Here is a 26,516-nt window from a genome sequence, read left to right as displayed (position 1 = left end):
GCATAGGCTCGTACGGCACCTCAAGGCAACCCTGGATCTCATTCGTGGCAGGACGTTTCGCTCCGCGGCCCCCGCGTCCGACCGTGCGCGGTGGGCAGGCCGGCGCGCCCGCGGCCGTACCCCGGCAGGCCGCCGCGCCGGCACGGGTCCGCACCTGGGTGCCGGACGGGCCGCTGGACCTCGGGCTCGTGCTCGGACCTCTGCGGCGGGGGCAGGGCGATCCCACGTTCCGGGCGATGCCCGACGGTTCGGTGTGGCGCACCGGCCGCACACCGCTCGGGCCCGGGACGCTGCGCGTGTCCGCTCACGGCGAGACGGTGCGCGGGGACGCGTGGGGGCCGGGCGCCGAATGGCTGATGGAGCAGCTGCCCGAACTGCTCGGGGCCGTCGACGACCCGTCCGCGTTCGTGCCGCGGCACCGGCTGCTCGCGCTGACCCGGCACCGGCGGCCGGGGTTGCGGCTGACGCGGACCGGCCTGGTGCTGGAGTCGCTGATCCCGTCGGTCCTGGAACAGAAGGTGACGACGGTCGAGGCGTACGCGGCTTGGCGGATGCTGGTGCGCGCCTACGGGGAGCCGGCGCCCGGACCCGCCCCGGGACGCATGTACGTCATGCCGGCGCCGCGGACGTGGGCGCTGATCCCGTCGTGGGAGTGGCACCGGGCCGGGGTCGACGACAAGCGGGCGTCGACCGTGCTGCGGGCGGTGCGGGTCGCCGCGCGGCTGGAGGAGGCGGCGCGGATGCCTCCGGAGCGCGCGCGGGAACGGCTGGAGCTGGTGCCCGGCATCGGACCGTGGACGTCGGCGGAGACCGTGCAGCGCAGTCATGGCGCGGCGGACGCCGTGACGGTCGGTGATCTGCATCTGCCGGGCATCGTGGGGTGGGCGCTGGCCGGGGACCGGAACGCGGACGACGCGGAGATGCTGCGTCTGCTGGAGCCGTACGCCGGGCAGCGGCATCGGGCGGCCCGGCTGATCCTGCTGAGCGGGCGGGTGCCGCCCCGGCGGGCGCCGCGGATGCCGAAGGGCGACATCGGGCGCCTTTGAGCCGGGACGCCCTCCCGCGTCGGCGGGCTCGCGCGGTGGGCCCGGCACGGGGCGGGCCGGCTCACCGCGCTCGCAGCTTCGTACCCTGTCCCGCCCACCCGGCCGGCTACTGGTCCGAGGAGAACCTCACGGACCCGGCCGGGATTCGCGCGTCGCACCACACTCTCGCGCCGTTCCTCAGCTCGTTGTCGGCGCCGACCACCGCGCCGTCGCCGATGACCGTGCCGTTGAGGACGGATCGGGTGCCGACGCGGGCACGACTGCCAATGAGGGAGTCGGTGACGACGGCACCGGGCTCGATGACGGCACCGGGCAGGATCGCGCTGCCGAACACCCGCGCGCCCTCGGCGACGAACGCGCCCTCGCCCACCACCGTGCCGCCGGTCAGCTTGGCGCCGGGAGCGACGACGGCCGTGGGCAGGATCAGGCGGTCGCCGCAGCGACCGGGCACGGCCGGGGAGGGCGCGCGGCCGAGGACCAGGTCCGCGGAGCCGCGTACGAAGGCGGCCGGGGTGCCCAGGTCCAGCCAGTAGGTGGAGTCGACCATGCCCTGCAAGTGGGCGCCCGCCGCGAGCAGTTCGGGGAACGTCTCCCGCTCCACCGACACCGGGCGGCCCTGCGGGATCGTGTCGATGACCGAGCGCCGGAAGACGTACGCCCCCGCGTTGATCTGGTCGGTGACGATCTCCTCCGGGGTCTGCGGCTTCTCCAGGAAGGCCAGGACGCGGCCGGTCCCGTCGGTGGGGACGAGGCCGTAGGCGCGGGGGTCCGGCACCTTCGTCAGGTGCAGGGAGACGTCCGCGCCCGTGGTCGCGTGGGTGCGCACCAGGGCCCGGATGTCCAGCCCGGTCAGGATGTCGCCGTTGAAGACGAGGACCGGCTCGTCGGGGCCGGAGCGCAGGCGCGGGGCGACGTTGCGGATGGCGCCGCCCGTGCCCAGGGGCACCTCCTCCGTCACGTACTCCAGGTGGAGCCCGAGCGAGGAGCCGTCGCCGAAGTACGGCTCGAAGACCTCGGCCAGATAGGAGGTGGCGAGCACGACGTGCTCGACGCCCGCCGCTCTCGCGCGCGCCAGCTGGTGGGTGAGGAACGGCACTCCCGCCGCCCGCACCATCGGCTTCGGCGTGTGCACCGTGAGGGGGCGCAGCCGCGTGCCTTTGCCGCCGACCAGGAGGATCGCTTCTGTCACCTGTCGTCTCCGCTTCCTGTTCGTCCTCGGTCCGTCCTCGTCCGTCCTCAGCGGCCCTGGTAGCACGCCGCGGCCGAGCGGGCCGCGCCGAGCTTGCCGTAGAGCCGCTGTCCCGGGCAGTCGGTGGCGAAGCCGTCCCGGTGGCCGGAGATCACATTCGGGCGTACGCTCTTTCCTTTTTGGTAGAGGTTGCCACCGCCGGAGGTCAGATATGTCTTTCCGCGCGGATTCATCCCGTAGAGCCCGAGCTTCCACGCGGTCAGCCGTGCGTCGGCCGTCACCGCGGCCGAGGAGGGCTTGGCGGTGCCGTAGGTGCCGATGACGGCGATGCCCGCGCTGTTGCAGACGCCGGTGGCGGCGGAGCGGGTGCGGATCCGGACGCCGCCGCGCAACTCGGTGTCCGGGTCGTCCCAGACGACTCCGACCAGGGAGAAGTGCCGGACGTCCGTGCGGCGCAGGCCCTGTTCGAAGGGGGCACCTCGGTCGGGGGCGGGGCCGGGGTCGCGGGTGAGCGGGGCGAGGGGCAGGGACCGGGTGCTGCCGGGGACGGCTGCCGACCCGGTCGCCGACGCCGGCTCAGCACTCGCCCGACCGCCCGTCAGACCGGGGGCGAGGCTGAGGGCGGCCGCACACGTGACACCGATCGAGCACGCGAGGAATCCGTATCGACGCATGCCCCAGATCCTGGACATGATCAGACAAACATGTCTATCCCGGACTTGACGGACCGTCGGCTGCCGTTGCGCCGAACCGGTGGCCCGCCGCTCACCCGCACGTGGCCGACCACGCGGTGGGCAGGGCCGGCGCCGCGTACGCTTGCGCGGGTGAACGCCACCGAACGCACCCCTGCCGACCTGCTGCGTTCCGCGCTCGCCGCGGATCCCGGACGCCCGCTGGTGACCTTCTACGACGACGCCACCGGCGAACGCGTCGAATTGTCCGTGGCCACCTTCTCCAATTGGGTGGCCAAGACCGCGAACCTTCTCCAGGGGGACCTCGGCGCCGGACCCGGCGACCGGGTCGCGCTCATGCTGCCGGCGCACTGGCAGACGGCCGTGTGGCTGCTGGCGTGCGCGTCGGTGGGCGCGGTGGCGGACGTCGACGGGAACGCGGGCGTCGCGGATGTCGTGGTCAGCGGACCGGACACGCTGGACGCGGCCCGCGCGTGCTCCGGGGAGCGGGTGGCGCTGGCGCTGCGGCCGCTGGGCGGGCGGTTCCCGCAGCCACCGGAGGGTTTCCTGGACTACGCCGTCGAGGTGCCGGGGCAGGGCGACGCGTTCGCGCCCTTCGCGCCGGTGGACCCGGAGGAGCCGGCGCTGATCGTGGCCGGGGCCGAGTACACGGTGGCGGAGGTCGTGGAGCGGGCCCGCGGCGACGCCCCGGAGCTGAACCTGACCGGGCCGGCCTCCCGCCTGCTGTCGGCGCTGCCGTACGACACCTGGGAGGGCCTCAGTGCGGGCCTGTACGCGCCGCTCACCGCCGGCGCCTCGGTCGTCCTGTGCCGCAACCTCGACCGCCTGCCCGAGGACGCACTGGCGAAGCGCATCGAGTCCGAGCGGGTCACGGCCACGGCCAGATGAGGCGACCGGGCTCCGAACCCGGATCTCCGCCCAACACGCTCGCCCCGAATCCCGCGGAATGCGGGATTCGGGGCGAACGGCGCGAATTCGGCCGCCATGGAATCGGATTCCGGACCGGAAAGGGATTCGCCTGCGCAGTCGCGCGACTACGGTGGGTATTCCCCGGAGGTTGTGCGCGACGCAGGCCGAGCGCCCCCTCGATCCACCGCTCACGCCCTGGCCCACGACGTCGTTCCGCGACGACATGGCCAACTTGGGGGCCTCTGCGGGTAAAGCCACGGCCAAAGGCGAACTTTTGTCCAAGGAAATGGGCGGATTGCCCCCTTGTAGGGAAGTGGAATTTGTCACCAGCGTCGCTCGATGTGGAATCTGCCGGATAGTGTGAGCGATCCGGTGCGACTGGCCGCGAGGTCTTCCTGGGGTCGCGCACTGTGCGAAGCAGACCTGGCGCCAAAAGGGGCAAGGCGCCGCGTGGCCCCGACGGAGGATTCGGACAACCGTGGACGCGCAAGGCCGTGGGCGGGCGGACAATGTCGACCCCGCAGACCAGTGGGTACTCAATCCGGACACCGGCGAATACGAACTGCAACTGACCCCTTCCGCTCCGCAGTCGGCGGTACCGGGTCCCCGTCGTCCCTCCTCCCGCAGAGCCGGAGGCACGGCGACCGGGGAGCGCCCGGCGGCGCCCGGACGGCAGCAGACCCGTGACGCCGCCCCCTCCGAGACCGTGCCCGCCCCGCGTCGGCGCCGGGCGGCGCCGACGGAGGAGCCGCCCGGGCGGCGGGGACGCCGGCCGGAGAAGAAGTCGAAGACCAAGAAGGTCCTGATGTGGACCGGCGGCACCATGGCGCTCGTCCTGATCGGCGTCGGCACGGCCGGCTACCTGGTCCTCAAGCACCTCGAGGGCAACGTCACCACCACCGACGTGGGCAGCGCGGCCAAGAACGGCTTCAGCAAGAACGAAGCCTTCAACATACTCATCATCGGCACCGACAAGCGCACCGGCGCCGGCAACGAGGGCTACGGCGACAAGGGCAGTGTCGGCCACGCCGACACCAACGTCCTGCTGCACGTCGCCAAGGACCGTACGAACGCGACCGCGTTGAGCATCCCGCGCGACCTGATCGTGGACGTGCCGGACTGCCCGACCAAGCAGCCCGACGGCAGCATGAAGGTCGTCCCGGGGACGGCCGGCGTCCGCTTCAACACGAGCCTCGGCCAGGACGGCCGCGACCCGGGCTGCACCATGCGCACGGTCAAAGAGGTCACCGGCATTCAGCCCGACCACTTCATGATGGCCGACTTCAACGCGGTCAAGACGCTGACGACGGCGGTCGGCGGAGTCGACGTGTGCCTCAAGCACGCGGTGAAGGACAAGGACTCGCACCTGGACCTGCCCGCCGGCGAGTCCACCGTCGAGGGCGAACAGGCCCTGGCCTTCGTCCGTACCCGGCACGCCTGGGGCAACAAGGGCGACCTGGACCGCATCAAGGTGCAGCAGCAGTTCCTCAGTTCGCTGATGCGCCAGATGGCCTCCGGGGACACGCTCACCGACCCGTCCAAGCTGTACGACCTGGCCGACGCCGCCACCAAGGCGCTGACCGTCGACACCGGCATCGGCAAGGTCAGCACCCTCAAGGACGTGGCGCTGGAGCTGAAGAAGGTGCCGACGAAGAACATCACCTTCCTGACCACGCCGGTGGTCGACAACCCGGCCGAGAAGGTCCACGCGACGGTCGTCGTCGACGAGAACACGGCGCCCCAGGTCTTCGACGCCATCAACAACGACGTCTCCTTCACCGAGGTGAAGAAAAAGAAGAAGGCCGACAAGAGCGCCGACGCCGCCCGGCTCAAGGGCACCCAGTCCGAGGCCTCCGAGGTGCGGGTCCGGGTCTTCAACGGAGGGGCCGCCGGCGGTGCCGCCCAGGACACCGTCACCTGGCTGCAGACCTCCGTGGGCGTGCTCAAGTCGGAGAACGCGGCCAACGCGCCCAAGGAAATCGCCAAGACCACGCTCGAGTACGCGCCCGACCAGGCTCCGCAGGCCCGTAAGCTCGCCGCGCTCATGGGACTGTCCGGGGCCGCGCTGAAGCCGGGCAAGAGCTTCACCAACTCCCAGGGGATGCCCACGATGACGCTGACACTGGGCAAGGACTTCAAGGGTGCGGGCGTGCCGCTCACCGCGCCGACGAAGGCCCCGGAGGTCGACGGGAAGTCCACGGCGGACAAGGTCGAATGCGCAAGTTGAGCGCACAGCACCACCTTATGGGCCTGTCATGCGTCTAACCCGGCGCACGACAGGCCTGTTTCATGGCATGGCACCAGGGTGGGAGGACGGGGAGTGACGCAGAGCAGTCTGCGCGGGGAGGGATCGGCGGTCGAGGAAGCGATACCTCCCGCGCCGCGCAAGGGCAGCGCATCGGACGGCCGCGGCCGGCACGGCGGCGGAGGACGCGGCGGGAAGAAGCGCGATGCCAAGGGCAGAAGTCCCGCGCGGCGCGTACTGCGCTGGTCGGCGATGGTGCTCGCGCTGGTCGTACTCGGCACGGCCGGCGCCGGATACCTCTACTACCAGCACCTGAACGGCAATATCCGCAAGGGTCAGCGCAGCAGTGGTGACTCCAAGGCACAGCGGTCGAGGCCCAACTCGGCCGGCCAGATGCCCGTGAACATCCTGCTGATCGGCTCCGACAGCCGTAACTCCGACGCGAACGTCGCGCTGGGCGGCAGTCGGGACAACCGCGGCACCCCGCCGCGGGGCGATGTGCAGATGCTCATCCACCTGGCCGCGGACCGCAAGAGCGCCGCCGTGGTGAGCATCCCGCGGGACACCCGGGTCGACATCCCCAAGTGCACGGACCCCGACACCGGCAAGGTCTATCCGCCCGTCAACGAGATCATCAACGAGTCGCTGGCCCGCGGCGGCGCCGGCTGCACGCTCGCCACCTGGGAGAGCCTCACCGGTGTGTACATCGACCACTGGATGACGATCGACTTCGCGGGCGTGGTGAAGATGGCGGACGCCATCGGCGGCGTCGAGGTCTGTGTGAAGCAGAACGTGTGGGACCGTCCCACGCCCCTGGCGCCCGGGGGCTCCGGTCTGAAGCTGACGGCGGGCAAGCACAAGGTCAAGGGCAAAGAGGCCCTCCAGTGGCTGCGCACCCGACACGCCTGGGGCAGCGACCTGCTGCGGGCCAGGGCCCAGCACATGTACATGAACTCGATGATCCGCACCCTGCGGAGCCAGAACGTCTTCACCGACTCCGGCCGGCTGATGGGCCTCGCGGAAGCGGCCACGAAGTCGCTCCAGGTGTCCGAGGAGATCGGCACCGTCGAGAAGCTGTACCACCTGGCCATGCAGCTCAAGACGGTCCCCACCGACCGCATCACCATGACGACGATGCCCAATGTCGCCGACCCGCAGGACGACAACCACGTCGTCCCGGACGGCGCCGGCGCCACGAAGATGTGGAAGATGCTCCGCGACGACGTGCCCTTCGACGACAAGGGCCCGGCACCGGACGCGAAGAACGCGAAGAAGCATACGGGCGAGAGCGCGGCGGGCAGGACTCCTTCGGTCCAGGCCGACCGGTTGGGCGTCCTGGTGCAGAACGGCACCCGCACCGCCACACAGGCCCCGGTCGGCGGCCGGGCCCGCGAGATCGGCCAGGAACTGGCGGGCAAGGGCTTCACGCGGGCCACCGCCGACACCTCGGCGGCGCTGTCGGAGGAGGAGACGCTCGTGCGCTACCCGAGCGCGGACCTGGAGGGCGACGCGCAGAGCGTCGCCAAGGCCCTCGGGGTTCCGCTGAGTTCGGTGCGGAAGTCGACCGACGTCTCCGGTGTCACCGTCGTCGTCGGCGCCGACTGGCGTACGGGGAGCACCTATCCGAAGGAGGCCACCCCGAAGGCCGGCGACCTGCCCGACAACTCCGACGCCATCAACGGCTCGGACGAGAGCCAGTGCATGGACGTGTACGCGCCCTACCGCTGGTAGCGCGAGCAGGGGCCCCTCTCCCGCGGAGAGGGGCCCTGAGAACGCTCGGCGCGAACGCTCAGCCGGCGGCGGGGACCGCCGGCCTCCGGGCGGCGATGACCTTCCTGGCCAGCGACTTGGGGCTGGTCAGGAAACCCCAGCCCCAGGACATGTGCATGGTGGCCAGGGCGACCGGGATGCGCAGCCGTGCCGCCAGGGGAAGGCCCTTGCCCGCGGGGAGCGATCCGGCGGCGATCGCTGCCAGGTAGCCGCCGGGGACCACCAGGGCCCACGGGGTCAGGGCCGCGCCCACCACGATCCCGGCCGCGATGGCGCACACCGCGGCCGGCGGGGCGAGGTAGCGCAGGTTGATGGAGCCCTGGTGGTAGCGGGCGACGACGTGCCGCCAGCGGCCGTAGTCCTTGTACTGCCGGGCGAGGGCCCTGACGTTCGGGCGGGGCCGGTAGGACACCCGCAGTTCGGGCGAGAACCAGATCAGGCCGCCCGCCTCGCGGATGCGGAAGTTGAGCTCCCAGTCCTGGGCGCGGATGAACTCCTCGTTGTAGCCGCCCTGTTGCTCCAGGGCCGAGCGGCGGAAGACGCCCAGGTACACCGTCTCGGCCGGGCCGGCCTGGCCGCCGGTGTGGAAGGCGGCGTTGCCCACCCCGACCTTCGAGGTCATCGCGGCGGCGACGGCATGCTCCCAGGCGTTCTCGCCCTCGGCGTGCATGATGCCGCCCACGTTCTGCGCGCCGGTCTCCTCCAGGAGCCGTACCGCGGTGGCTATGTAGTCCGGCGAGAGCATCCCGTGGCCGTCGACACGGACCACGATCGGATGGCGGGATGCCTTGATCGCGGCGTTGAGCGCGGCGGGGGTGCGGCCGGTGGGGTTCGGAACCGTGTGCACGCGCGGGTCCTCGGCCACGAGTTCGGCGGCGATCTCGTCCGTGCGGTCCACGGAAGGACCGAGGGCGATCACGACCTCCATCTCGCCGCCGTACTCCTGCGCGAGGATCGCTTCGACGGCTCCGCGCAGGTGCCGTTCCTCGTTGAGGACGGGCATGATCACAGAAACGGCGGGGAGCCGCACGTCGGGCTTGGCGTTCATCGGTGCTCACGTTACCGCGAACGGGGGACACCGGTGCGCGCCGTGGGGGTCACTGCGCCGGTCAGCAGATCGTATGGCCCTACGGTGCTCACGGTGCCCACCCACGCCTATGCGGAGGTGTCCCCATGCCCCCCACGCCGTCCCGGCCCCGCCCGCGGCCACCGCGTGCCCCGCAGCACCGTGCCGCACCGCCGCGGCCGGCTCGGGTCCCGCACGCGTCCGCACCGCGCCGGAGGCCGCGCTGGGCCATGCGGGCGGCGACCACGCTGTCGGTGGTGGTGCTCGCCTCCGCCGGGATCGGACACGCGGTGGTCTCCAGCCTGGACACGGACATCGCCCGGGTCGACCCCTTCAAGGACATGAAGAACCGCCCGCGGGCGGGCCACGGCATGAACGTCCTGCTGGTCGGCACCGACGGCAGGGACCGCATCAGCGCGCAGGAGCGGCGCCAGTACCGGCTGGGCGGCCAGGCCTGCCACTGCACCGACACGATGATGATCGTGCATGTGTCGCAGGACCGGCAGCGGGCCAGCGTGGTGAGCCTGCCCCGGGACTCCTACGCCGAGCTGCCCGGTCACGTCGACCGGAACACGGGCCGGTGGCACGGGCCGCACCCCGTCAAGCTCAACGCGGCGTACGCGGAGGGCGGCCCCCATCTGACCGTGCGCACGGTCGAGGACCTGACCCAACTGAAGATCGACCACTACCTCGAGGTGGACTTCACCACGTTCATGCGGACCGTGGACGTCCTCGGCGGGGTGCAGATCTGCACCTCCGAACCGATGAAGGACAGCTACTCCGGGCTGGACCTGACGGCCGGCACGCACATGCTCTCCGGCGGCCAGGCACTCCAGTACGTCCGCTCCCGGCACGTCGACGGGGCCAGCGACCTCGGCCGGATGAAGCGCCAGCAGCGGTTCCTGGCCGCCCTGATCGAGCGGGCGACCTCCTCCCAGGTGCTGCTGAACCCCATGAAGTTCCGGAACGTGGCGCTGACCGTGCTGGGCTCGGTGCGGGCGGACCAGGGTTTCCACACCGACGAGCTGCTGGACCTCGGGCGGGCGATGCGCAGCTTCTCCCCGTCCTCATCGGAGTTCGCCACCGTCCCGATCTCGGAGCCGTCCTATCCCGTCAACGGCGTCGGCTCGACGGTGAAGTGGGACCGGGCCAAGGCGGACCGGCTCTTCCGGGCGCTGCGGGAGGACCGGCCGCTGACCGTGCGGCGGCCGCGGCAGGCGAACTCTCCGGTGACCGTGCAGGTCCCCCCGCAGCAGATCCGTGTCGAGGTGGAGAACGGCACCGGCGCGGCCGGGCTCGGCAAGCGGGTGGACGAGGCGCTGGCGGCGGCCGGGTTCCGTACGACGGGGACGCCCGCGGACGCCAAGGAGCCCACCGTGCGGCGGACCGTCGTGCTCTACGACCCCCGGTGGGACCGGTCGGCGAAGTCGCTCGCCGCGGCGCTGCCGGGCAGTGAGCTGCGGGCCGTTCCGGGGCAGGGGGCCACGCTCAAGGTGGTCGCGGGAAGCGAGTACCACCAGGTGCGCCAGGTACGGGTGGAGGACCCGGAGCAGGGTGCCGCCGCGGTCCTGACGGGCGACGAGGTGCTGTGCGGCTGACGGAGTGAGAACCGGCGGCGTCAGTCCTCGTAGCCCTCGGCCGCGCGCCTCTCGCGCAGTTCCCTGATGGCGCGGCGGCGGGCCAGGCGGTGGGTGCGGCGGATCTGGGCCTCCTGGTAGCGCCGCCGGTCCCGGTCGGTCTCGGGCAGGACGGGCGGTACGGCGCGCGGCTTGCCGTCGGCGTCCACGGCGGTGAAGACCAGATACGCCGAGCCGACCTGAGTGGTCGGGGTGGACTCGTTCCAGCGTTCGGCGAGGACCCGCACGCCGACCTCCATGGAGGTCCGGCCGGTCCAGTTGACCTGGGCCTTCACATGGACGAGATCGCCGACCCGGACCGGTTCGAGGAACGCCATCTCGTCCATGGACGCCGTGACGGCGGGCCCGCCGCTGTGCCGGCCGGCCACCGCGCCCGCCGCGTCGTCGACCAGCTTCATGATCACACCGCCGTGCACCGTCCCCAGCAGGTTGGTGTCGTTGTGGGTCATGATGTGGCTCAGGGTCGTCCGGGACGCCGAAATCGGCTTGCCGGGGATGTCCGGAATCTCGGCGGATTCCGCGGTGGAGGCCTGCTCTGTCATGACCCCCACCTTATGCCGAGGCGGCATCCGGGAAATTTGTGTCAGCTTCGCAACAGCGGTGCCCCTATTTCCTGACGCCTCTTGTAAGGGACACGGCGGTGCCCTGCACACTGGGGCGCATGAATGATTGGCCCGAGGGGTGGTCCGGCGGCAACCGCGGACCCGGATACGGACGCGGCAGCGCCGGCGCGACGCCGGAAGGGGCGCGTGTGATGCGCCAGGTACGGCGCGGCGGCCCGGGGGCCCCCGGCGGGCGGGGCGGGTACCCGCCGCCCGGCGGCCCGGGCCCCTCGGCGCCGCCGTACGGCATTCCGCAGCAACCGTCGTACGTCGACGGCCGCGGATACGACGGGTACGACAGCGGCTACAGTTCCGGCCACGTCTACGGCGGGCCGGGGGGACCGGGCGGGGGTGACCCGCGCGCCTACCGGTCCGCGCCGAACTGGCGGCGCCGCTTCAAGTGGTCCGTGATCACCCTGGTCACGCTGCTCGTGGTGACCTCGGTCGCGACCTACTTCTGGGCCGACTCCAAGCTCCGCCGCGAGGTCGACCTGTCCAAGGTCATCGACCGGCCGGAGACCGGCAAGGGCACGAACTACCTGATCGTCGGCTCCGACAGCCGTGAGGGCATGTCCTCGGAGCAGAAGAAGCAGCTGCACACCGGGTCCGCCGAGGGCAAGCGCACGGACTCGATGATGATCCTGCACGTCGGCGACAACGGCGACACGCTGATATCCCTGCCGCGCGACTCCAACGTCACGATCCCGCAGTTCCGCGGCTCGGAGTCCGGCAAGATCAAGGGCCCCCTCGGACCGAACAAGCTGAACGCGGCCTACGCCTTCGACGGCCCGGAGCTCCTGGTCCGCACCATCGAGTACAACACCGGCCTGCACATCGACCACTACGTGGAGATCGGCTTCGCCGGCTTCGCGAACATCGTGGACGCGGTCGGCGGTGTGGAACTCACCATCGACAAGGGCTTCAAGGACAAGTACTCCGGCGCCGACTTCCAGGCGGGCAAGCAGAAGCTGGACGGCCGGCAGGCCCTGGCCTTCGTGCGCACCCGGCACGCGTTCGCCACCTCCGACCTGCAGCGCACGAAGAACCAGCAGAAGTTCCTCGCCGCACTGTCCCACCAGGTGGCGACCCCCTCGACGATCCTGAACCCGTTCAGGCTCTACCCGACGATGGGTGCGGGCCTGGACTCCCTGATCGTCGACAAGGACATGAGCCTGTGGGACCTGGCCTCCATGTTCTGGGCGATGAAGAACGTCAACAGCGGCGACGGCGTCTCCATGAACATGCCGATCTCCGGCTCCACGGGCGGCAACCTCGTCTGGGACAAGGCGAAGGTCAAGACGCTGGTCGACGAACTGAAGAACGACCAGAAGGTCACGGTCACGGGCGACTGACTCGGACCCCCTGCCAGGAGGGCCCCGCGGTGCCGGCCGGCACCGCGGGGCTTTCGCCGTCGGGCCGGGCTCAGGTCACATCCTGACGCCCGCCATCGCGCGGCACATCTCCGCACAGCGGCGACACGCCTCCGCACAACGCTTCATCATCTTGTCGTCGGGCATGGACATACACGCCTCGGCGCACATGTCACACGCCTTGGCGCACATCGCGCACATCTCCGCCGCCATGGGCGAGCGGCGCATCATCATGTCCGCGCACATGCGGGTCATCTCGGAGCAGTCCATGAGCGCGCGCATGATCTGCATCTGCGCCTGGCCGCCCATCTGCATGCAGGAGCTCATGGCCTCCTCGCAGACGGTGTGGCACGACATGCAGGCCTGGACGCAGTCCTGCATCTCCTTGCTCATGGGGGTCATGGTTCCGGGCTGGGTCATGGCTCCTCCTGGGGGACGAAGGGCACCGGGGCGGGGCCCTGCTCCCTACCGTCGTACGCCCGCTCGGGTCCCCGCGCCATCCGGCGCGGACGCCGGACCGGCTACCGCCGTTCGGCTTACGGCCCGCGTCCGGCGGCCCTCCCCCGGCGCACCGCGAACGGCCCCCGGCTCAATGCCGGAGGCCGTCGGACGCGCGCAAAGAGCCTGCCAGGGCCTGTCGTCAAATGCGCGGCAGGCGGGAATTTGGCGACAGGACCTAGGGATGACCTAGGGAAGGTTCCTGGCCATCACGATCCGCTGGACCTGGTTCGTGCCCTCGTAGATCTGCGTGATCTTGGCGTCGCGCATCATGCGCTCGACCGGGTAGTCGCGGGTGTAGCCGTAGCCGCCGAGGAGCTGGACGGCGTCCGTGGTGACCTCCATGGCGACATCCGAGGCGAAGCACTTGGCGGCGGCACCCTGGAAGGTCAGGTCGGAATCGCCCCGTTCGGACTTGGCGGCGGCCGCGTAGGTGAGGTTGCGGGCGGCCTCGATCTTCATGGCCATGTCGGCGAGCATGAACTGGATGCCCTGGAAGTCGGCGATCGGCTTGCCGAACTGCTTGCGCTCCTTGACGTAGCCCTTGGCGTAGTCGAGGGCGCCCTGGGCGATGCCGAGGGCCTGGGCCGCGATGGTGATGCGGGTGTGGTCCAGGGTCTTCATCGCCGTGGCGAAGCCGGTGCCCTCGGCGCCGATCATGCGGTCGGCGGGGATCCGGACGTTGTCCAGGTAGACCTCGCGGGTCGGGGAGCCCTTGATGCCGAGCTTCTTCTCCGGGGCGCCGAAGGAGACCCCGGGGTCCGACTTCTCGACGACGAACGCCGAGATGCCCTTGCTGCGCTTGTCGGGGTCGGTGACGGCCATCACCGTGTAGAAGTCGGACACGCCCGCGTTGGTGATCCAGCGCTTGACGCCGTTGAGGACGTACGTGTCGCCCTCGCGGACCGCCTTGGTCTTCATGCCGGCCGCGTCGGAGCCCGCGTCCGGCTCGGACAGGCAGTACGAGAACATCGCATTGCCCTTGGCGAGCGGGGCCAGGTACCTCTTCTTCAGGTCCTCGGAGCCGGAGAGCATCACCGGCAGCGAGCCCAGCTTGTTCACGGCCGGGATGAGGGAGGAGGAGGCGCAGACACGGGCCACCTCCTCGATCACGACGACCGTCGCGAGGGCGTCCGCGCCCGCGCCGCCGTACTCCTCGGGCACGTGCACGGCGTGCAGGTCGTTGGCGACCAGCGCCTCCAGGGCCTCCTGGGGGAAGCGGGCCTCCTCGTCCACCGCGGCGGCGTACGGCGCGATCTTCGCCTCGGCCAGCGAACGGACGGCGTCACGGAGCATGTCGTGCTCCTCGGACGGGCGGTACAGGTCGAAGTCAGCCGATCCGGCCAAGGTCTCTCACGCTCCAACGCTAATTACCGTTAAGTAACCCAAATTTTAGGCGCCCGCCCACGCCAGTGATACGTGAGCTTGGCGACAGCGGGGACATTGCCCGGCGAGGGCCCCGCGTATGCCCCCGATATGCTCGGGCAGCGCATCACCGTCGTCTCTTCTGGAGCACCCATGAGCCTCAAGATCACCGTGATCGGCACCGGCTATCTCGGCGCGACGCACGCCGCGGCCATGGCCGAGCTCGGCTTCGAGGTGCTGGGCCTGGACGTCGTCCCCGAGAAGATCGAGATGCTCCGGCGGGGCGAGGTCCCGATGTACGAGCCCGGCCTGGAGGAGCTGCTGCGCCGGCACGTGGCCGGGATCGAGGGCTCGACCGGGCGGCTGCGCTTCACGACGGACTACGCGGAGGTGGCCGCGTTCGGCGACATCCACTTCGTCTGTGTGAACACCCCGCAGAAGCACGGCGAGTACGCCTGCGACATGAGTTACGTCGACTCCGCCGTCACCTCGCTCGCCCCGCACCTGAGCGGTCCCGCGCTCGTCGTCGGCAAGTCGACCGTGCCCGTGGGGTCCGCCGACCGTCTGGCGCGCATGATCGACGAGCTGGCGCCCGCGGGCGCGGACGTGGAGCTGGCCTGGAACCCGGAGTTCCTGCGCGAGGGCTTCGCCGTGCAGGACACGCTGCACCCGGACCGGATCGTGGTCGGCGTGCGCAGCGAGCGGGCGGAGAAGCTGCTGCGCGAGGTGTACGCCACACCGGTCGGCGAGGGTTCCCCGTTCGTGGTCACCGACTTCCCGACCGCGGAACTGGTGAAGACCTCCGCGAACTCCTTCCTGGCCACGAAGATCTCCTTCATCAACGCGATGGCCGAGGTCTGCGAGGCCGCCGGCGGCGATGTGGCCAAGCTGGCCGAGGCCATCGGGCACGACGACCGGATCGGCAGGAAGTTCCTGCGGGCCGGAATCGGCTTCGGCGGCGGCTGCCTGCCCAAGGACATCCGGGCCTTCATGGCGCGCGCCGGTGAGCTGGGCGCGGACCAGGCGCTGACCTTCCTGCGCGAGATCGACTCGATCAACATGCGCCAGCGCGGGCAGATGGTGGAGCTGGCCCGGCAGGCCCTGGGCGGCGGGCCGTTCCTCGGCAAGCGCGTCGCGGTGCTCGGCGCCACCTTCAAGCCGGACTCGGACGACGTACGGGACTCCCCCGCGCTCAACGTCGCCGGTCAGATACACCTCCAGGGCGGCCAGGTGACGGTCTACGACCCCAAGGGCCTGGACAACGCCCGGCGGGTGTTCCCCACGCTCGGGTACGCCGACTCCGCGCTGGAGGCCGTGCGCGGCGCGGACGTCGTCCTGCACCTGACCGAGTGGCGGGAGTTCCGCGAGCTGGACCCGGCCGGGCTGGGCGAGGTCGCGGCCGCCCGGGTGGTCCTCGACGGGCGCAACGCGCTGGACCCGGAGCTGTGGCGGCGGGCCGGGTGGACGTACCGGGCGATGGGACGCCCGACCGCGTAGCCCCGCACCGACGGGCATACCCGGACATACAAAGACACACGCAGGCACACGCAGACAGGTGACGCCGGTTCGGCCGAGGCTCAGTCGGCCGAACCGGCGTCTGCACGCATTGTGCACCACCGGAGCGCGGCGTGAGCAGCGAACTCCTCGTGGATCACGTCTGCTTCGCCCGGTAGCGGCGCATCTTCGCGCGCGCCCCGCACACGCGCATCGAGCACCAGCGGCCGCGGCCGGCCGGGCTGCGGTCGTAGTACGCCCAGTGGCACGTGACCGCCTCACAGGCCTTCAGCCGGGCCCAGGTGCCCGCGACGAGGGCCTCGGCGACGGCGGCCGCGACCCGGGAGAGCAGGGGGCCGCCGTCGGCGGGGGCGAGCGCGGCGGAGCCGTCCCGGGCGTCGACGGTCACCAGCAGGGGCGCCCGTGCCAGCAGCTCGCCCAGCGGTGTCACCGTCCGGTGGGGCGGGTGACCGGCGTGGGCCAGCAGGGTGGCGCGCAGCGACTCGCGCAGCTCGCGCGCCTGCGGCAGTTCCGCCTCGGGGATCCCCAGGCGCGCCCGGCCCTCCGCCGTGGCGAGCGAGTCGGCGCCCGTCTCGATGTCCAGCGTGTTCACCAGGGACTCGACCAGCGCCAGGCCTCCGGGCGCGGACGATCTCTCACTCATGTCAGCGACGGTACCTCGCGAAACCGGTTGCGCTGTTACCCGCTATACGCGAGCATGCAGTAACCGTTACCGGTTGCCCGCTCCAATGGGTAACACCGTTCCCGACTGGGAGGAAGTCATGGCTCTCGCCAAGCTGGGTGTCGTCGTTCTGGACTGCCCCGACCCGCGCGCCCTCGCCGGCTTCTACGCCGAGGTGCTCGGCGGGACCGTGGAGGGCGAGGGCGACTGGGTGGACCTGAAGGTGCCGGGCGGGTCCGCGCTGGCGTTCCAGAAGGCGCCGGGGTACGTGCCGCCGAAGTGGCCGGCCGCGGACGCCTCGCAGCAGTCCCACCTGGACCTGGTGGTGGAGGACCTGGACACGGCGGAGAAGGGGGTGCTGGCACTCGGCGCGCGGCCGCTGGACGCGACGGACCGGGCGCGCGGCTTCCGGGTCTACGCCGACCCCGCCGGGCACCCGTTCTGCCTGTGCGCCTGCTGAGAGGCGTCCGTCAGCCGTCGTGTGCGCCGGACGGCAGGAGGTGCACGGCCTCCTGCCGTCCGGTACTGGAACTCATCCGTCCAGTTCGGCGATCGTCGCGTTCGACGGCGCCCGGGTGGCCCGCAGGTCGCGGGCGACGTCCTCCGCGGCGCCCAGGACGCGGACCGCGTTCTGCCAGGTGAGCTTGGCCAGGTCGGTCCTGGACCAGCCGCGGTCCAGCAGTTCCGCGATCAGGTTCGGATAGCCGGAGACGTCGCCCAGGCCGTCGGGAGTGAAGGCCGTGCCGTCGTAGTCGCCTCCGATGCCCAGGTGGTCGATGCCGGCGACCTCGCGCATGTGGTCGAGGTGGTCGGCCACCGTCGCGACCGTGGCGACCGGGCGCGGGTTCGCCTCCTCGAAGGCACGGTGGACCTTCATCGCCTCGGCCGTGGTGTCGAGGTGGTGGAAGTCGTGCGCGCGCATGTTCTCGTCGGCGGCGGACGTCCAGTCCACGGCCGCCTGGAGCACGAACTTCGGCACGAACGTCACCATCGCGATCCCGCCGTTGGCGGGCAGCCGCTCCAGCACGTCGTCCGGGATGTTGCGGGGGTGGTCGCACACGGCCCGCGCGGAGGAGTGCGAGAAGATCACCGGTGCGCTCGTGGTGTCGAGCGCGTCCCGCATGGTCGTCGCGGCCACGTGGGAGAGGTCGACCAGCATGCCGAGCCGGTTCATCTCCCGGACCACCTCGCGGCCGAAGGCCGACAGGCCGCCCACGCCCGGCTCGTCCGTCGCCGAGTCCGCCCAGGCCACGTTGTCGTTGTGGGTGAGCGTCATGTAGCGCACGCCGAGCGCGTACAACCCGCGCAGGGTGCCGAGGGAGTCGGCGATGGAGTGGCCGCCCTCGGCGCCCATGAGGGAGGCGATCCGGCCGTCGGCGCGCGCCGCCTCCATGTCGGCGGCGGTCAGGGCGGGGGCCAGGTCGGCCGGGTGGCGGTCGAGCAGCTGCCGTACGCAGTCGATCTGCTCCAGCGTCGCCGGCACCGGGTCGGGCAGGTCCGCGCGGACGTAGACCGACCAGAACTGGGCACCGACGCCGCCCTCGCGCAGACGCGGCAGGTCGGTGTGCAGGTGGGCGTTCTGGGGGGTGGCGATGTCACGGGCGTCGAGGTCGTAACGGACCTGCTCGCGCAGCGCCCAGGGCAGGTCGTTGTGGCCGTCGACCACCGGGAACTCGCGCAGCAGGTCCCGGGCTTCGTTCAGCGAGGACACCGGCGTCACTTCCCCGTGCCGAAGCCGAAGGCGCCGGAGTTCTCGACCTTGGCGCGCAGCCGCTTGCCCTTCTCGGTGGCCTGGTCGTTCAGCTCCTGCTGGAACTCCCGCATCCGGGCGAGCAGTTCCTCGTCGTGCGCGGCGAGGATCCGGGCGGCGAGCAGACCCGCGTTGCGGGCGCCGCCGACGGACACGGTCGCCACCGGGACCCCGGCGGGCATCTGCACGATCGAGAGCAGCGAGTCCATGCCGTCCAGGTACTTCAGCGGGACGGGCACGCCGATCACCGGCAGCGGGGTGACGGAGGCGAGCATGCCGGGCAGGTGGGCCGCCCCGCCCGCGCCCGCGATGATCGCCTTCAGCCCGCGGTCCGCCGCGCGCTCGCCGTACGCGATCATCTCGCGCGGCATGCGGTGCGCGGAGACGACGTCCACCTCGTAGGAGATCTCGAACTCGTCGAGCGCCTCGGCGGCGGCCTCCATGACGGGCCAGTCGGAGTCCGATCCCATGACGATGCCAACAACTGGGCTCATTCGGTGATGGTGCCTCTCAGGTAGCCGGCTGCGTGACGGGCGCGTTCCAGCACGTCGTCCAGGTCGTCGCCGTAGGTGTTGACGTGGCCGACCTTGCGGCCGGGCTTCACGTCCTTGCCATACATGTGGATCTTGAGCTGGGGGTCACGGGCCATGCAGTGCAGGTACGCGGAGTACATGTCCGGGTAGTCGCCGCCGAGGACGTTCACCATGACGGTCCACTTGGCGCGCGGGCGGGGGTCGCCCAGCGGCAGGTCGAGGACCGCGCGGACGTGGTTGGCGAACTGGGAGGTGATGGCGCCGTCCATCGACCAGTGGCCGGAGTTGTGCGGGCGCATCGCCAGCTCGTTGACGAGGACACTGGAGGACCCGTCCTCATTGCGGGTCTGGAACAGCTCGACGGCGAGGTGGCCGACGACACCGAGTTCCTTGGCGATGGTCAGCGCGAGCTGCTCGGCCTGGAGCGCGAGGCCCTCGTCCAGGTCGGGGGCCGGGGCTATCACGGTGTCGCAGACGCCGTTCACCTGCTGCGACTCCACGACCGGGTAGGCCACGGCCTGGCCGTGCGGGGAGCGTACGACGTTGGCGGCCAGCTCGCGGACGAAGTCGACCTTCTCCTCCGCGAGGACGGGCACGCCGGCACGGAAGGGCTCGGCGGCCTCCTCGACGGAGTCGACCACCCACACGCCCTTGCCGTCGTAGCCGCCGCGGACGGTCTTGAGGACCACGGGGAAACCGTCGCCCTCGGCCGCGAACGCGGCCACGTCCCGCGGATCGCTCACGATGCGGTGCCGCGGGCACGGCACACCGATCGCGTCGAGCTTCGCACGCATCACGCCCTTGTCCTGGGCGTGCACGAGCGCGTCGGGGCCGGGGCGTACGGGGATGCCGTCCGCCTCCAGGGCCCGCAGGAGCTCGGTGGGGACGTGCTCGTGATCGAAGGTGATCACGTCGCAGCCCCGCGCGAACGCGCGCAGCGTGTCCAGGTCGCGGTAGTCGCCGATGACGACGTCGCTCACCACCTGCGCCGCGGAGTCCTGGGGAGTGTCACTGAGGAGCTTGAACCTGATGCCCAACGGGATGCCCGCCTCGTGTGTCATACGAGCGAGCTGGCCACCGCCGACCATGCCGACTACCGGGAACGTCACGCTCCTAGGGTATCGGCCGCCGCGGCGCGGCCCGCTTCCGCGCCCGCCGGGGCCGTACCGGCACCTCACGGGGATCGTCACCCGCCGCACTGACGTACGCGCCCGACCGCGCCCGCATGCCCGTCGGCGCTCTTACCAGTCGCTTCGACGGCTCTTTCCCGCCTTTTCCCGGACTCTTTCCGACCCGTTCCCGAGCTGATGCCTTGTCCACAGGCGCGGGCCTGGAGCGCTGGTTAGCATGGCCGGGTTGACCGAACCGACCGAGACGGGGGCCTGCACGACCATGGAACATGGTTCCTCGGGGCATCGACCGGAGCCCTCGGCACCCCGCGGCGCGCTGCGCAGGCACGTGGACCAGCTGTGGCGCGAGCTCGTGAAGTTCGGCGCGGTGGGCGGAGCCGGGCTGCTGGTCAACCTGCTCGTGTTCAACCTGGTGCGGCACGTGACCGGACTTCAGGTGGTGCGGGCCAGTGTCATCGCGACCGTCGTCGCCATCGTCTTCAACTACGTCGGCTTCCGCTACTTCACGTACCGGGACCGCGACAAGAGCGGGCGCACCCGGGAACTGACGCTGTTCCTGCTGTTCAGCGTGGTCGGCCTGGTGATCGAGAACGGCGTGCTGTACCTGGCGACGTACGGCTTCGGCTGGGACAGCCCGCTGCAGAGCAACGTCTTCAAGTTCCTCGGCATCGGCATCGCGACCCTGTTCCGCTTCTGGTCGTACCGCACCTGGGTCTTCCGCACCCTGCCGGCCCGGCAGGCCGTGGCGGGCGCGGAGTCCTTCCTCCAGACCGAGTCGAAGAAGCCCCGGCGCGAGGCCGTCCGCTAGTGCTGTGACCGGAAAGGTTCACCGGCTCGCGACGCCCGGCACGGCACTCCCCCAGCCTTCGGCCGGGGGTACCCCCACGCCGCGTAGTCGCATCACCCGAGTACATCCAGTACGCGGGCAATGCTCCGCCTCGCGAGTCTCCCCCACTGCCTGAACGGCGTGGGAGGTGTCCCCAGCACCGGACGCCGCGAGCTTCCCGGCAAACCTTCCCGGCCACAGCACTGGGACCTGCCCCGGGGCCCGCCCCGGCGGTCAGCGCACCGTCGGGTGGTCCTCCGACTGCTTCTTCGGCGGCGGGGTGCGGGACAGGAACAGGCCGAAGACGGGCGGCTGGGCCTGGAGCAGCTCCAGGCGGCCGCCGTCGGCCTCGGCGAGATCGCGGGCGACGGCGAGCCCGATGCCCGTGGAGTTGCGGCCGCTGATGGTGCGCTCGAAGATACGGGCGCCCAGGTCGGCGGGGACGCCGGAGCCCTCGTCGGTGACCTCCACCACGGCCTGGTTGCCGGTCACGCGAGTGCGCAGCGCCACCGTGCCGCCGCCGTGCATCAGGGAGTTCTCGATCAGCGCGGCCAGCACCTGTGCGACGGCGCCCGGCGTGCCCACGGCCTGGAGGTGCCGCTTTCCGGAGCTGACGATCGCCCGGCCGACGCTGCGGTAGGCGGGACGCCACTCGGCGATCTGCTGCTGGATGACCTCGTCGAGGTCGAAGGAGACGGCGGAGCCGGTACGGGGGTCGCGGGAGTTGGTCAGCAGGCGGTCCACCACGTCGGTCAGCCGCTCGACCTGGGCGAGCGCGACGTTGGCCTCCTCCTTCACCGTGTCCGGGTCGTCGGTGAGGGTGATCTCCTCCAGGCGCATGGACAGCGCGGTCAGCGGCGTACGCAGCTGGTGGGAGGCGTCGGCGGCGAGCCGCCGCTCGGCGGTCAGCATGCGGGCGATGCGCTCCGCCGATCCGTCGAGCACGTCCGCGACCCGGTCCAGCTCCGGGACGCCGTAGCGCTTGTGGCGGGGGCGCGGGTCGCCGGATCCGAGGCGCTCGGCGGTCTCGGCGAGGTCAGTCAGCGGGGAGGCGAGCCGGTTGGCCTGACGGACGGCGAGCAGCACCGCGGCGACCACCGCGAGCAGCGCCACCAGGCCGATGATCAGCAGGGTGCGGCCGACCTCGCGGGTCACCGAGGAACGGGGCTCCTCCACCCGGACGGTCTCGCCCTGCTCTCCCTTGGCCGTGGAGTGGATCACGTCGCCGGACGGTTTGGCGCCGACCTTGATGGGCTGCTTCCCGGGGATGCCGATCACGGCGTACTGGCCGTCGGCCATCTGGTTGCGCAGAACGTCGGCGTTGACCGTCGCCGCGCCGAGCAGCCTGCTGTCGACGATGCTGGCCAGCCGCAGCGCCTCGGAGTCGACCCGCTCCTGGGCGCTGCTGCTGATGGTGCGGGTCTCGACGATCACCAGGGACACGCCGAAAACGGCGATCACGACGAGCACCACGGCAAGCGTGGACTGGATCAGTCGGCGGCGCATGTCCTCCTACCTGACGAAAACGCGGGGCGGCCGGCTCAGCTCTTCTCGAATCGGAAGCCCACGCCGCGCACGGTCGCGATGTACCGGGGGTTCGCCGCGTCGTCGCCGAGCTTCTTGCGCAGCCAGGAGATGTGCATGTCGAGGGTCTTGGTGGACGACCACCAGGTGGTGTCCCAGACCTCGCGCATCAGCTGGTCGCGGGTGACGACCCGGCCCGCGTCCCGCACGAGCACCCGGAGCAGGTCGAACTCCTTGGCGGTGAGCTGGAGCTCCTCGTCGCCCATCCACGCGCGGTGGGACTCGACGTCGATGCGCACGCCGTGCGTGGCGGGCGGCTGCTGCGGCTCGGCGGCGCCGCGCCGCAGCAGGGCCCGGACGCGGGCGAGCAGTTCGGCGAGCCGGAAGGGCTTGGTGACGTAGTCGTCGGCGCCCGCGTCGAGGCCGACGACGGTGTCCACCTCGTCGGCGCGCGCGGTCAGGATCAGAATGGGCACCGTGTGGCCGTCGGAGCGCAGCCGGCGGGCGACCTCCAGGCCGTCCATGCCGGGCAGCCCGAGGTCCAGCACGACCAGGTCGACACCGCCCTGCATTCCGGCGTCGAGCGCGGCGGGTCCGTCCTCACGCACCTCGACCTCGTAACCTTCCCTGCGCAGTGCGCGGGCCAGCGGCTCCGAGATGGACGCGTCGTCCTCGGCGAGCAGTACACGGGTCATGAGCCGATGGTAGTCCGCCCGCGCCGCCCGCTGGGGTGGTCCGGCGTTGTGATCGACACACGCGCTTCTTACCTTGCGGCCGGTCGGGTGCCGCCCGTGCGGCTCCGCGGCACGGACCGGGCGGCGCGGAATGCGATCCTTTGAGGCCTTGGTAATAGACCTTCGAAAGCCGGGCAGGGTTCCCCAGTGACCTGTGATCCCCGTCTCAAGTCCTTCCATATCCGGCAGTGTCCTGCCGTATGGTGGCTTGAACGTCTGATGCACACAGGGGACCTTTGGCGATCGTCTTGACGCTGAAGGTCTCTTTTGTGGGCGGGTCGGCCCCAACCGGCCCGGGAAGAATGACCTAGGGCCGGGCCTCGTACGCGCGTCGACGCGGGCAGAGGTGTGGATCCCGGTGGCCGTCGTCCGCCGCTTCGCGATCCGGAGCGGGATCCCCCTGGGCGTGGGGTGGACCTCGGGCCTGCCGGTGCCGGCCACCCCCACCGGGCGCGTATCCGCCGATGGCGGCGCGTCCCGACCAGCAAGGAACGACCATGGCGTCCAGCCTGACGAAGGACTCGGTCCATCCGGGCACACCCGGTTCCGAGAAGACCTTCTTCGGCCACCCCCGCGGCCTGGCCACACTCTTCATGACCGAGATGTGGGAGCGCTTCAGCTTCTACGGTATGCGGGCCCTTCTCGTCGTGTACCTGCTCTCCGGCGGCCCCGACGCCAAGAAGGGGAGCATGAGCGGTGGGCTCGGCATGGATCTGGCCACCACCACCGCCATCTACTCCGTCTACCTGTCGATGGTGTACCTGCTCGCCATGCCCGGCGGGTGGCTGGGCGACCGTGTCTGGGGCCCCCGCAAGACGGTGGCGATCGCCGCGGTCACGATCATGGCGGGTCACGCGGTGCTGGCGCTGCCCGGCGGCCAGGCGCCCTTCTTCGCCGGTCTCGCGCTGGTCGCGCTCGGCTCCGGCCTGCTGAAGGCCAACATCTCCACCATGGTCGGCCACCTCTACAAAGGCCCGGACGACCCGCGCCGCGACGGTGGCTTCACGATCTTCTACATGGGCATCAACATGGGTGCCTTCTTCGCGCCGCTCATCATCGGCACCGTCGGCCAGCAGGTCAGCTGGCACCTGGGCTTCGGCCTCGCCGCCGTGGGCATGGCGATCGGCCTCGCGGCCTTCCTCATCGGCACCCGGAACCTGAGCCCGCAGAGCAACGTCGTGCCCAAGCCGCTGGACGCCGCCGAGCGTGCCTCCTGGCTGCGCAAGGGCCTGACCTGGCTCGCCGTCGCCGCCGTCTTCTACGGCATCGTCGGCTTCTCCGGCCACTTCACCCTGAACTGGGCGATGATCCCGCTCACCGTCATCGGTCTGGTCATCCCGGCCGGCGTCCTGCTGCGCATCAAGCGCGACAAGGAACTGTCGGCCGTCGAGCAGTCCAGGATGACCGGCTACATCTGGTTCTTCGTCGCGGCCGCCGCCTTCTGGATGATCTACGACCAGGGCGGTTCCACGGTCCAGGCGTTCGGCGAGACCAAGACCTCCTCCTCGCTGCTGGGCTTCGGCTTCCCGTCCTCCTGGTACCAGTCGCTGAACCCGGTGTTCATCATGGCGCTGGCCCCGGTCTTCGCCTGGTTCTGGCTGTGGCTGAGCCGCAAGGGCAAGGAGCCGAGCACCGTCGCGAAGTTCGCGGCCGCCCTGTTCTTCATCGGCGTCTCGTTCTTCTTCTTCCTGCTGCCGCTGGGCATGGCCAACGGTGACACCCTGGTCAGCCCGATGTGGCTGGTCGGCATCTACCTGATCCAGACCGTCGGCGAGCTGTGCCTCTCCCCGGTCGGCCTGTCGGTGACGACGAAGATGGCGCCGGCCAAGTACGCCAGCCAGATGATGGGCGTGTGGTTCCTCGCGGTCACCGCGGGCGACTCCATCACCAGCCTGCTGTCCAACCCCGCCGTGGCCGGGGTCGACCTCAGCGGCACGGGGGCGGTCGCCCTGGAGGCGGTCCTCGCCGCCCTCGCCGGTGTCGCGGTCTACATGTACCGCCGGAAGGTGCAGTCCCTGATGGGCGACGTCCACTGACGTCACCCTCCGACCACCGAAAGGGCCGCCCCGTGGGGGGCGGCCCTTTCGTGTCGCGGTCTTGTCCGTGTCGCGTTCCTGGTGTCGCGGTCGCCGTCGGGCCTTGCCGAGCGGCTCCGCGCTCAGGCGGGTGCCCCCAGCTCGGCCCACACTCTCTTGCCGGGGGCGCCGGGGGCGCGCACGACACCCCAGTCCAGGCACAGCCGCTGGACGATGAACATGCCGTGGCCACCGGGGCGGCCGGCGCGGTGCGGGGTGCGCGGGGCGGGCTGGCCGGTGCCGCGGTCGGAGACCTCGATGCGGATCACCTTGTTGTCGCAGGTGATCTCCAGCTGGTCGGGGCCCTCGGCGTGCAGGCAGGCGTTGGTGACCAGTTCGGAGACGACGAGGAGTACGTCCTCGGCGGCGGCCCGCTGGTCGGCGGTCGCGGCGGGCAGCCAGCCCCACGCGTACAGCGCCTGGCGGGTGAAGTCGCGGGCGAGCGGCACGACGCCGCTCTCGCCGTCGAAGCTCAGCCTGCGGATCTGGCGACTCCCGGAGGGGGCCGCCGGCACGGCCGTCGCACCCCCTGTGGGTACCGCGCCCGTCGGCGCGTCCCCCTCGGACGTCCCGGAAGCGCCGCTGGGCTCCGGGCCGCGGTCGCCCGGCGAGTAAGGCCGGGTGGTGCTCATCAGCGCTTCACCTCACCGATTCACCAGTTCACGATTCAAAAGTCACCAGTCACTTCACACGTACACGGTCGGTACGTCCGTACACACGCCGGAGCCCCGGTCGCCGGCGCCCGCGAGGGCGACCGATCCACTCAGGATGTCTCCTGCCCGACCGATCGGGGGGAACACCCCCGTTTTCGGCCCGCCGCGCGTGCGCCCGGCATACGCCGGGCGCTGAACACGGAAGGGGCACGTCGACGAACCCGAGGCCGGCTCAGCCGGCCTCGTCGGCCAGGGCATCCTCCAGGGAGTCGTGCACGGTGAAGACCGCATCCGCCCCTGTGATCTCGAACACGCGGGCCACCACCGGCAGCATCCCGGCCAGATGCACACCCCCTCCGGCCGCCTCCGCCTTCAGCCGCGCGCCCAGCAGCACGTTCAGCCCCGTGGAGTCGCAGAACTCCAGGCGTGAACAGTCCACCACCAGGCGCGAGCGCCCCTTGTCGAGGCACTCCTCGAGTGGTTCGCGCAGCAGGTCGGCCGTGTGGTGATCGAGCTCACCCGCCGGCGTCACGACGGCACTGGAGCCCTCTTGCCGCACCTCCACCAGAAGCCGGCCCGACTGTGCGCTGCCGACCGTCCCGCGGTCCATGCCGTCTCTCTCTCCCGGGGTCTTGGCTGCTGACTGACGCCCTCGAACACTACGCCTTCCCTCACCGCTCCGACAGCCGAACATCCGCACACAAACGGACATACCCCCACACAAGG

Annotated in this window: 24 protein-coding genes; 10 read left to right on the top strand and 14 right to left on the bottom strand. The window is 71.1% G+C overall.

Annotation, left to right across the window (positions count from 1 at the left end; genetic code table 11):
• Positions 1–44 precede the first annotated feature (44 nt).
• Positions 45–1,046, top strand: coding sequence for a DNA-3-methyladenine glycosylase (locus tag TNCT6_RS18735; protein ID WP_141360453.1), 1,002 nt, complete (start codon positions 45–47; stop codon positions 1,044–1,046).
• Positions 1,047–1,152: 106 nt separating this feature from the next.
• Here the strand turns inward: TNCT6_RS18735 and TNCT6_RS18730 are convergent, their stop codons facing one another.
• Positions 1,153–2,235 carry an NDP-sugar synthase gene (locus tag TNCT6_RS18730; protein WP_141360452.1) on the bottom strand — a complete coding sequence of 361 codons (1,083 nt, stop codon included), beginning with the start codon at positions 2,233–2,235 and terminating at the stop codon, positions 1,153–1,155.
• A 47-nt stretch (positions 2,236–2,282) separates the two neighbouring features.
• Positions 2,283–2,927 (bottom strand): hypothetical protein, encoded by a 645-nt coding sequence (locus TNCT6_RS18725; protein WP_373996183.1) that lies wholly within the window; start codon positions 2,925–2,927, stop codon positions 2,283–2,285.
• A 132-nt stretch (positions 2,928–3,059) separates the two neighbouring features.
• Here TNCT6_RS18725 and TNCT6_RS18720 point away from each other — a divergent pair, with 132 nt between their 5' ends.
• The 3 genes from TNCT6_RS18720 (at position 3,060) to TNCT6_RS18710 (ending at position 7,812) form a co-directional block, all read left to right on the top strand.
• Positions 3,060–3,815 carry a TIGR03089 family protein gene (locus tag TNCT6_RS18720; RefSeq protein WP_141360450.1) on the top strand — a complete coding sequence of 252 codons (756 nt, stop codon included), beginning with the start codon at positions 3,060–3,062 and terminating at the stop codon, positions 3,813–3,815.
• 499 nt (positions 3,816–4,314) lie between these two features.
• A complete protein-coding gene (locus TNCT6_RS18715; protein ID WP_141360449.1) occupies positions 4,315–6,063 on the top strand; it encodes an LCP family protein in 1,749 nt (582 codons plus the stop codon).
• A 93-nt stretch (positions 6,064–6,156) separates the two neighbouring features.
• Positions 6,157–7,812 carry an LCP family protein gene (locus TNCT6_RS18710; protein ID WP_253266154.1) on the top strand — a complete coding sequence of 552 codons (1,656 nt, stop codon included), beginning with the start codon at positions 6,157–6,159 and terminating at the stop codon, positions 7,810–7,812.
• Positions 7,813–7,870: 58 nt separating this feature from the next.
• On the opposite strand, the gene TNCT6_RS18705 is transcribed toward TNCT6_RS18710, so the two are convergent.
• Complete coding sequence (locus TNCT6_RS18705) at positions 7,871–8,899, bottom strand: glycosyltransferase family 2 protein (RefSeq protein WP_141360448.1); 1,029 nt, start codon at positions 8,897–8,899, stop codon at positions 7,871–7,873.
• Positions 8,900–9,024: 125 nt separating this feature from the next.
• On the opposite strand from TNCT6_RS18705, the gene TNCT6_RS18700 reads away from it, so the two are divergent.
• Positions 9,025–10,515, top strand: a complete 1,491-nt coding sequence (locus TNCT6_RS18700) for an LCP family protein (protein ID WP_141360447.1) — start codon at positions 9,025–9,027, stop codon at positions 10,513–10,515.
• A gap of 20 nt (positions 10,516–10,535) precedes the next feature.
• Here TNCT6_RS18700 and TNCT6_RS18695 read toward each other — a convergent pair whose 3' ends face one another.
• Entirely contained in the window at positions 10,536–11,096 is a 561-nt protein-coding gene (locus tag TNCT6_RS18695; protein ID WP_172632950.1) for an acyl-CoA thioesterase, read from the bottom strand.
• Positions 11,097–11,215: 119 nt separating this feature from the next.
• On the opposite strand from TNCT6_RS18695, the gene TNCT6_RS18690 reads away from it, so the two are divergent.
• Positions 11,216–12,508, top strand: coding sequence for an LCP family protein (locus TNCT6_RS18690; RefSeq protein WP_141360445.1), 1,293 nt, complete (start codon positions 11,216–11,218; stop codon positions 12,506–12,508).
• A 75-nt stretch (positions 12,509–12,583) separates the two neighbouring features.
• Here the strand turns inward: TNCT6_RS18690 and TNCT6_RS18685 are convergent, their stop codons facing one another.
• Both TNCT6_RS18685 and TNCT6_RS18680 read right to left on the bottom strand, forming a co-directional pair.
• On the bottom strand, positions 12,584–12,946 hold the full coding sequence (locus TNCT6_RS18685; protein ID WP_141360444.1) for a four-helix bundle copper-binding protein: 363 nt from the start codon (positions 12,944–12,946) through the stop codon (positions 12,584–12,586).
• Positions 12,947–13,213: 267 nt separating this feature from the next.
• A complete protein-coding gene (locus TNCT6_RS18680; protein WP_141360443.1) occupies positions 13,214–14,371 on the bottom strand; it encodes an acyl-CoA dehydrogenase in 1,158 nt (385 codons plus the stop codon).
• Positions 14,372–14,542: 171 nt separating this feature from the next.
• Here TNCT6_RS18680 and TNCT6_RS18675 point away from each other — a divergent pair, with 171 nt between their 5' ends.
• The gene (locus TNCT6_RS18675) at positions 14,543–15,886 is read left to right on the top strand and encodes a UDP-glucose/GDP-mannose dehydrogenase family protein (protein ID WP_141360442.1); all 1,344 of its coding nucleotides are present in this window, start codon (positions 14,543–14,545) and stop codon (positions 15,884–15,886) included.
• A gap of 154 nt (positions 15,887–16,040) precedes the next feature.
• Here the strand turns inward: TNCT6_RS18675 and TNCT6_RS18670 are convergent, their stop codons facing one another.
• Complete coding sequence (locus tag TNCT6_RS18670; RefSeq protein WP_141360441.1) at positions 16,041–16,547, bottom strand: CGNR zinc finger domain-containing protein; 507 nt, start codon at positions 16,545–16,547, stop codon at positions 16,041–16,043.
• A gap of 118 nt (positions 16,548–16,665) precedes the next feature.
• Between TNCT6_RS18670 and TNCT6_RS18665 the strand changes: the two genes are divergently transcribed.
• Positions 16,666–17,025, top strand: a complete 360-nt coding sequence (locus tag TNCT6_RS18665) for a VOC family protein (RefSeq protein ID WP_141360440.1) — start codon at positions 16,666–16,668, stop codon at positions 17,023–17,025.
• 72 nt (positions 17,026–17,097) lie between these two features.
• Here TNCT6_RS18665 and TNCT6_RS18660 read toward each other — a convergent pair whose 3' ends face one another.
• Genes TNCT6_RS18660 through TNCT6_RS18650 form a run of 3 tightly spaced genes read right to left on the bottom strand, consistent with a single transcriptional unit; the run spans position 17,098 to position 19,957 of the window.
• Complete coding sequence (locus tag TNCT6_RS18660) at positions 17,098–18,276, bottom strand: dipeptidase (protein ID WP_141360439.1); 1,179 nt, start codon at positions 18,274–18,276, stop codon at positions 17,098–17,100.
• Between the two features lie 5 nt (positions 18,277–18,281).
• Positions 18,282–18,809, bottom strand: a complete 528-nt coding sequence (purE, locus tag TNCT6_RS18655; protein WP_141360438.1) for a 5-(carboxyamino)imidazole ribonucleotide mutase — start codon at positions 18,807–18,809, stop codon at positions 18,282–18,284.
• Complete coding sequence (locus tag TNCT6_RS18650; RefSeq protein WP_141360437.1) at positions 18,806–19,957, bottom strand: 5-(carboxyamino)imidazole ribonucleotide synthase; 1,152 nt, start codon at positions 19,955–19,957, stop codon at positions 18,806–18,808. The genes purE and TNCT6_RS18650 overlap by 4 nt, the downstream gene beginning before the upstream one ends.
• Before the next feature lie 283 nt (positions 19,958–20,240).
• Here TNCT6_RS18650 and TNCT6_RS18645 point away from each other — a divergent pair, with 283 nt between their 5' ends.
• Positions 20,241–20,786 carry a GtrA family protein gene (locus TNCT6_RS18645; protein WP_141366577.1) on the top strand — a complete coding sequence of 182 codons (546 nt, stop codon included), beginning with the start codon at positions 20,241–20,243 and terminating at the stop codon, positions 20,784–20,786.
• A gap of 252 nt (positions 20,787–21,038) precedes the next feature.
• Here the strand turns inward: TNCT6_RS18645 and TNCT6_RS18640 are convergent, their stop codons facing one another.
• Positions 21,039–22,310: an ATP-binding protein gene (locus tag TNCT6_RS18640; protein WP_141360436.1), complete on the bottom strand. Its 1,272-nt coding sequence runs from the start codon at positions 22,308–22,310 to the stop codon at positions 21,039–21,041.
• Positions 22,311–22,345: 35 nt separating this feature from the next.
• Entirely contained in the window at positions 22,346–23,023 is a 678-nt protein-coding gene (locus TNCT6_RS18635; RefSeq protein ID WP_100571005.1) for a response regulator transcription factor, read from the bottom strand.
• A gap of 536 nt (positions 23,024–23,559) precedes the next feature.
• On the opposite strand from TNCT6_RS18635, the gene TNCT6_RS18630 reads away from it, so the two are divergent.
• A complete protein-coding gene (locus tag TNCT6_RS18630; protein WP_141360435.1) occupies positions 23,560–25,098 on the top strand; it encodes a peptide MFS transporter in 1,539 nt (512 codons plus the stop codon).
• Between the two features lie 122 nt (positions 25,099–25,220).
• On the opposite strand, the gene TNCT6_RS18625 is transcribed toward TNCT6_RS18630, so the two are convergent.
• Positions 25,221–25,769 (bottom strand): ATP-binding protein, encoded by a 549-nt coding sequence (locus TNCT6_RS18625; protein ID WP_141360434.1) that lies wholly within the window; start codon positions 25,767–25,769, stop codon positions 25,221–25,223.
• Between the two features lie 253 nt (positions 25,770–26,022).
• Positions 26,023–26,400, bottom strand: coding sequence for an STAS domain-containing protein (locus tag TNCT6_RS18620; RefSeq protein ID WP_100571008.1), 378 nt, complete (start codon positions 26,398–26,400; stop codon positions 26,023–26,025).
• Positions 26,401–26,516: the final 116 nt, after the last annotated feature.

The sequence above is a fragment of the Streptomyces sp. 6-11-2 genome, from assembly GCF_006540305.1.
GTDB lineage: Bacteria > Actinomycetota > Actinomycetes > Streptomycetales > Streptomycetaceae > Streptomyces.
The sequence above is the reverse complement of the archived record's forward strand: the minus strand, read 5'-3'. Positions and strand labels throughout refer to the sequence as shown.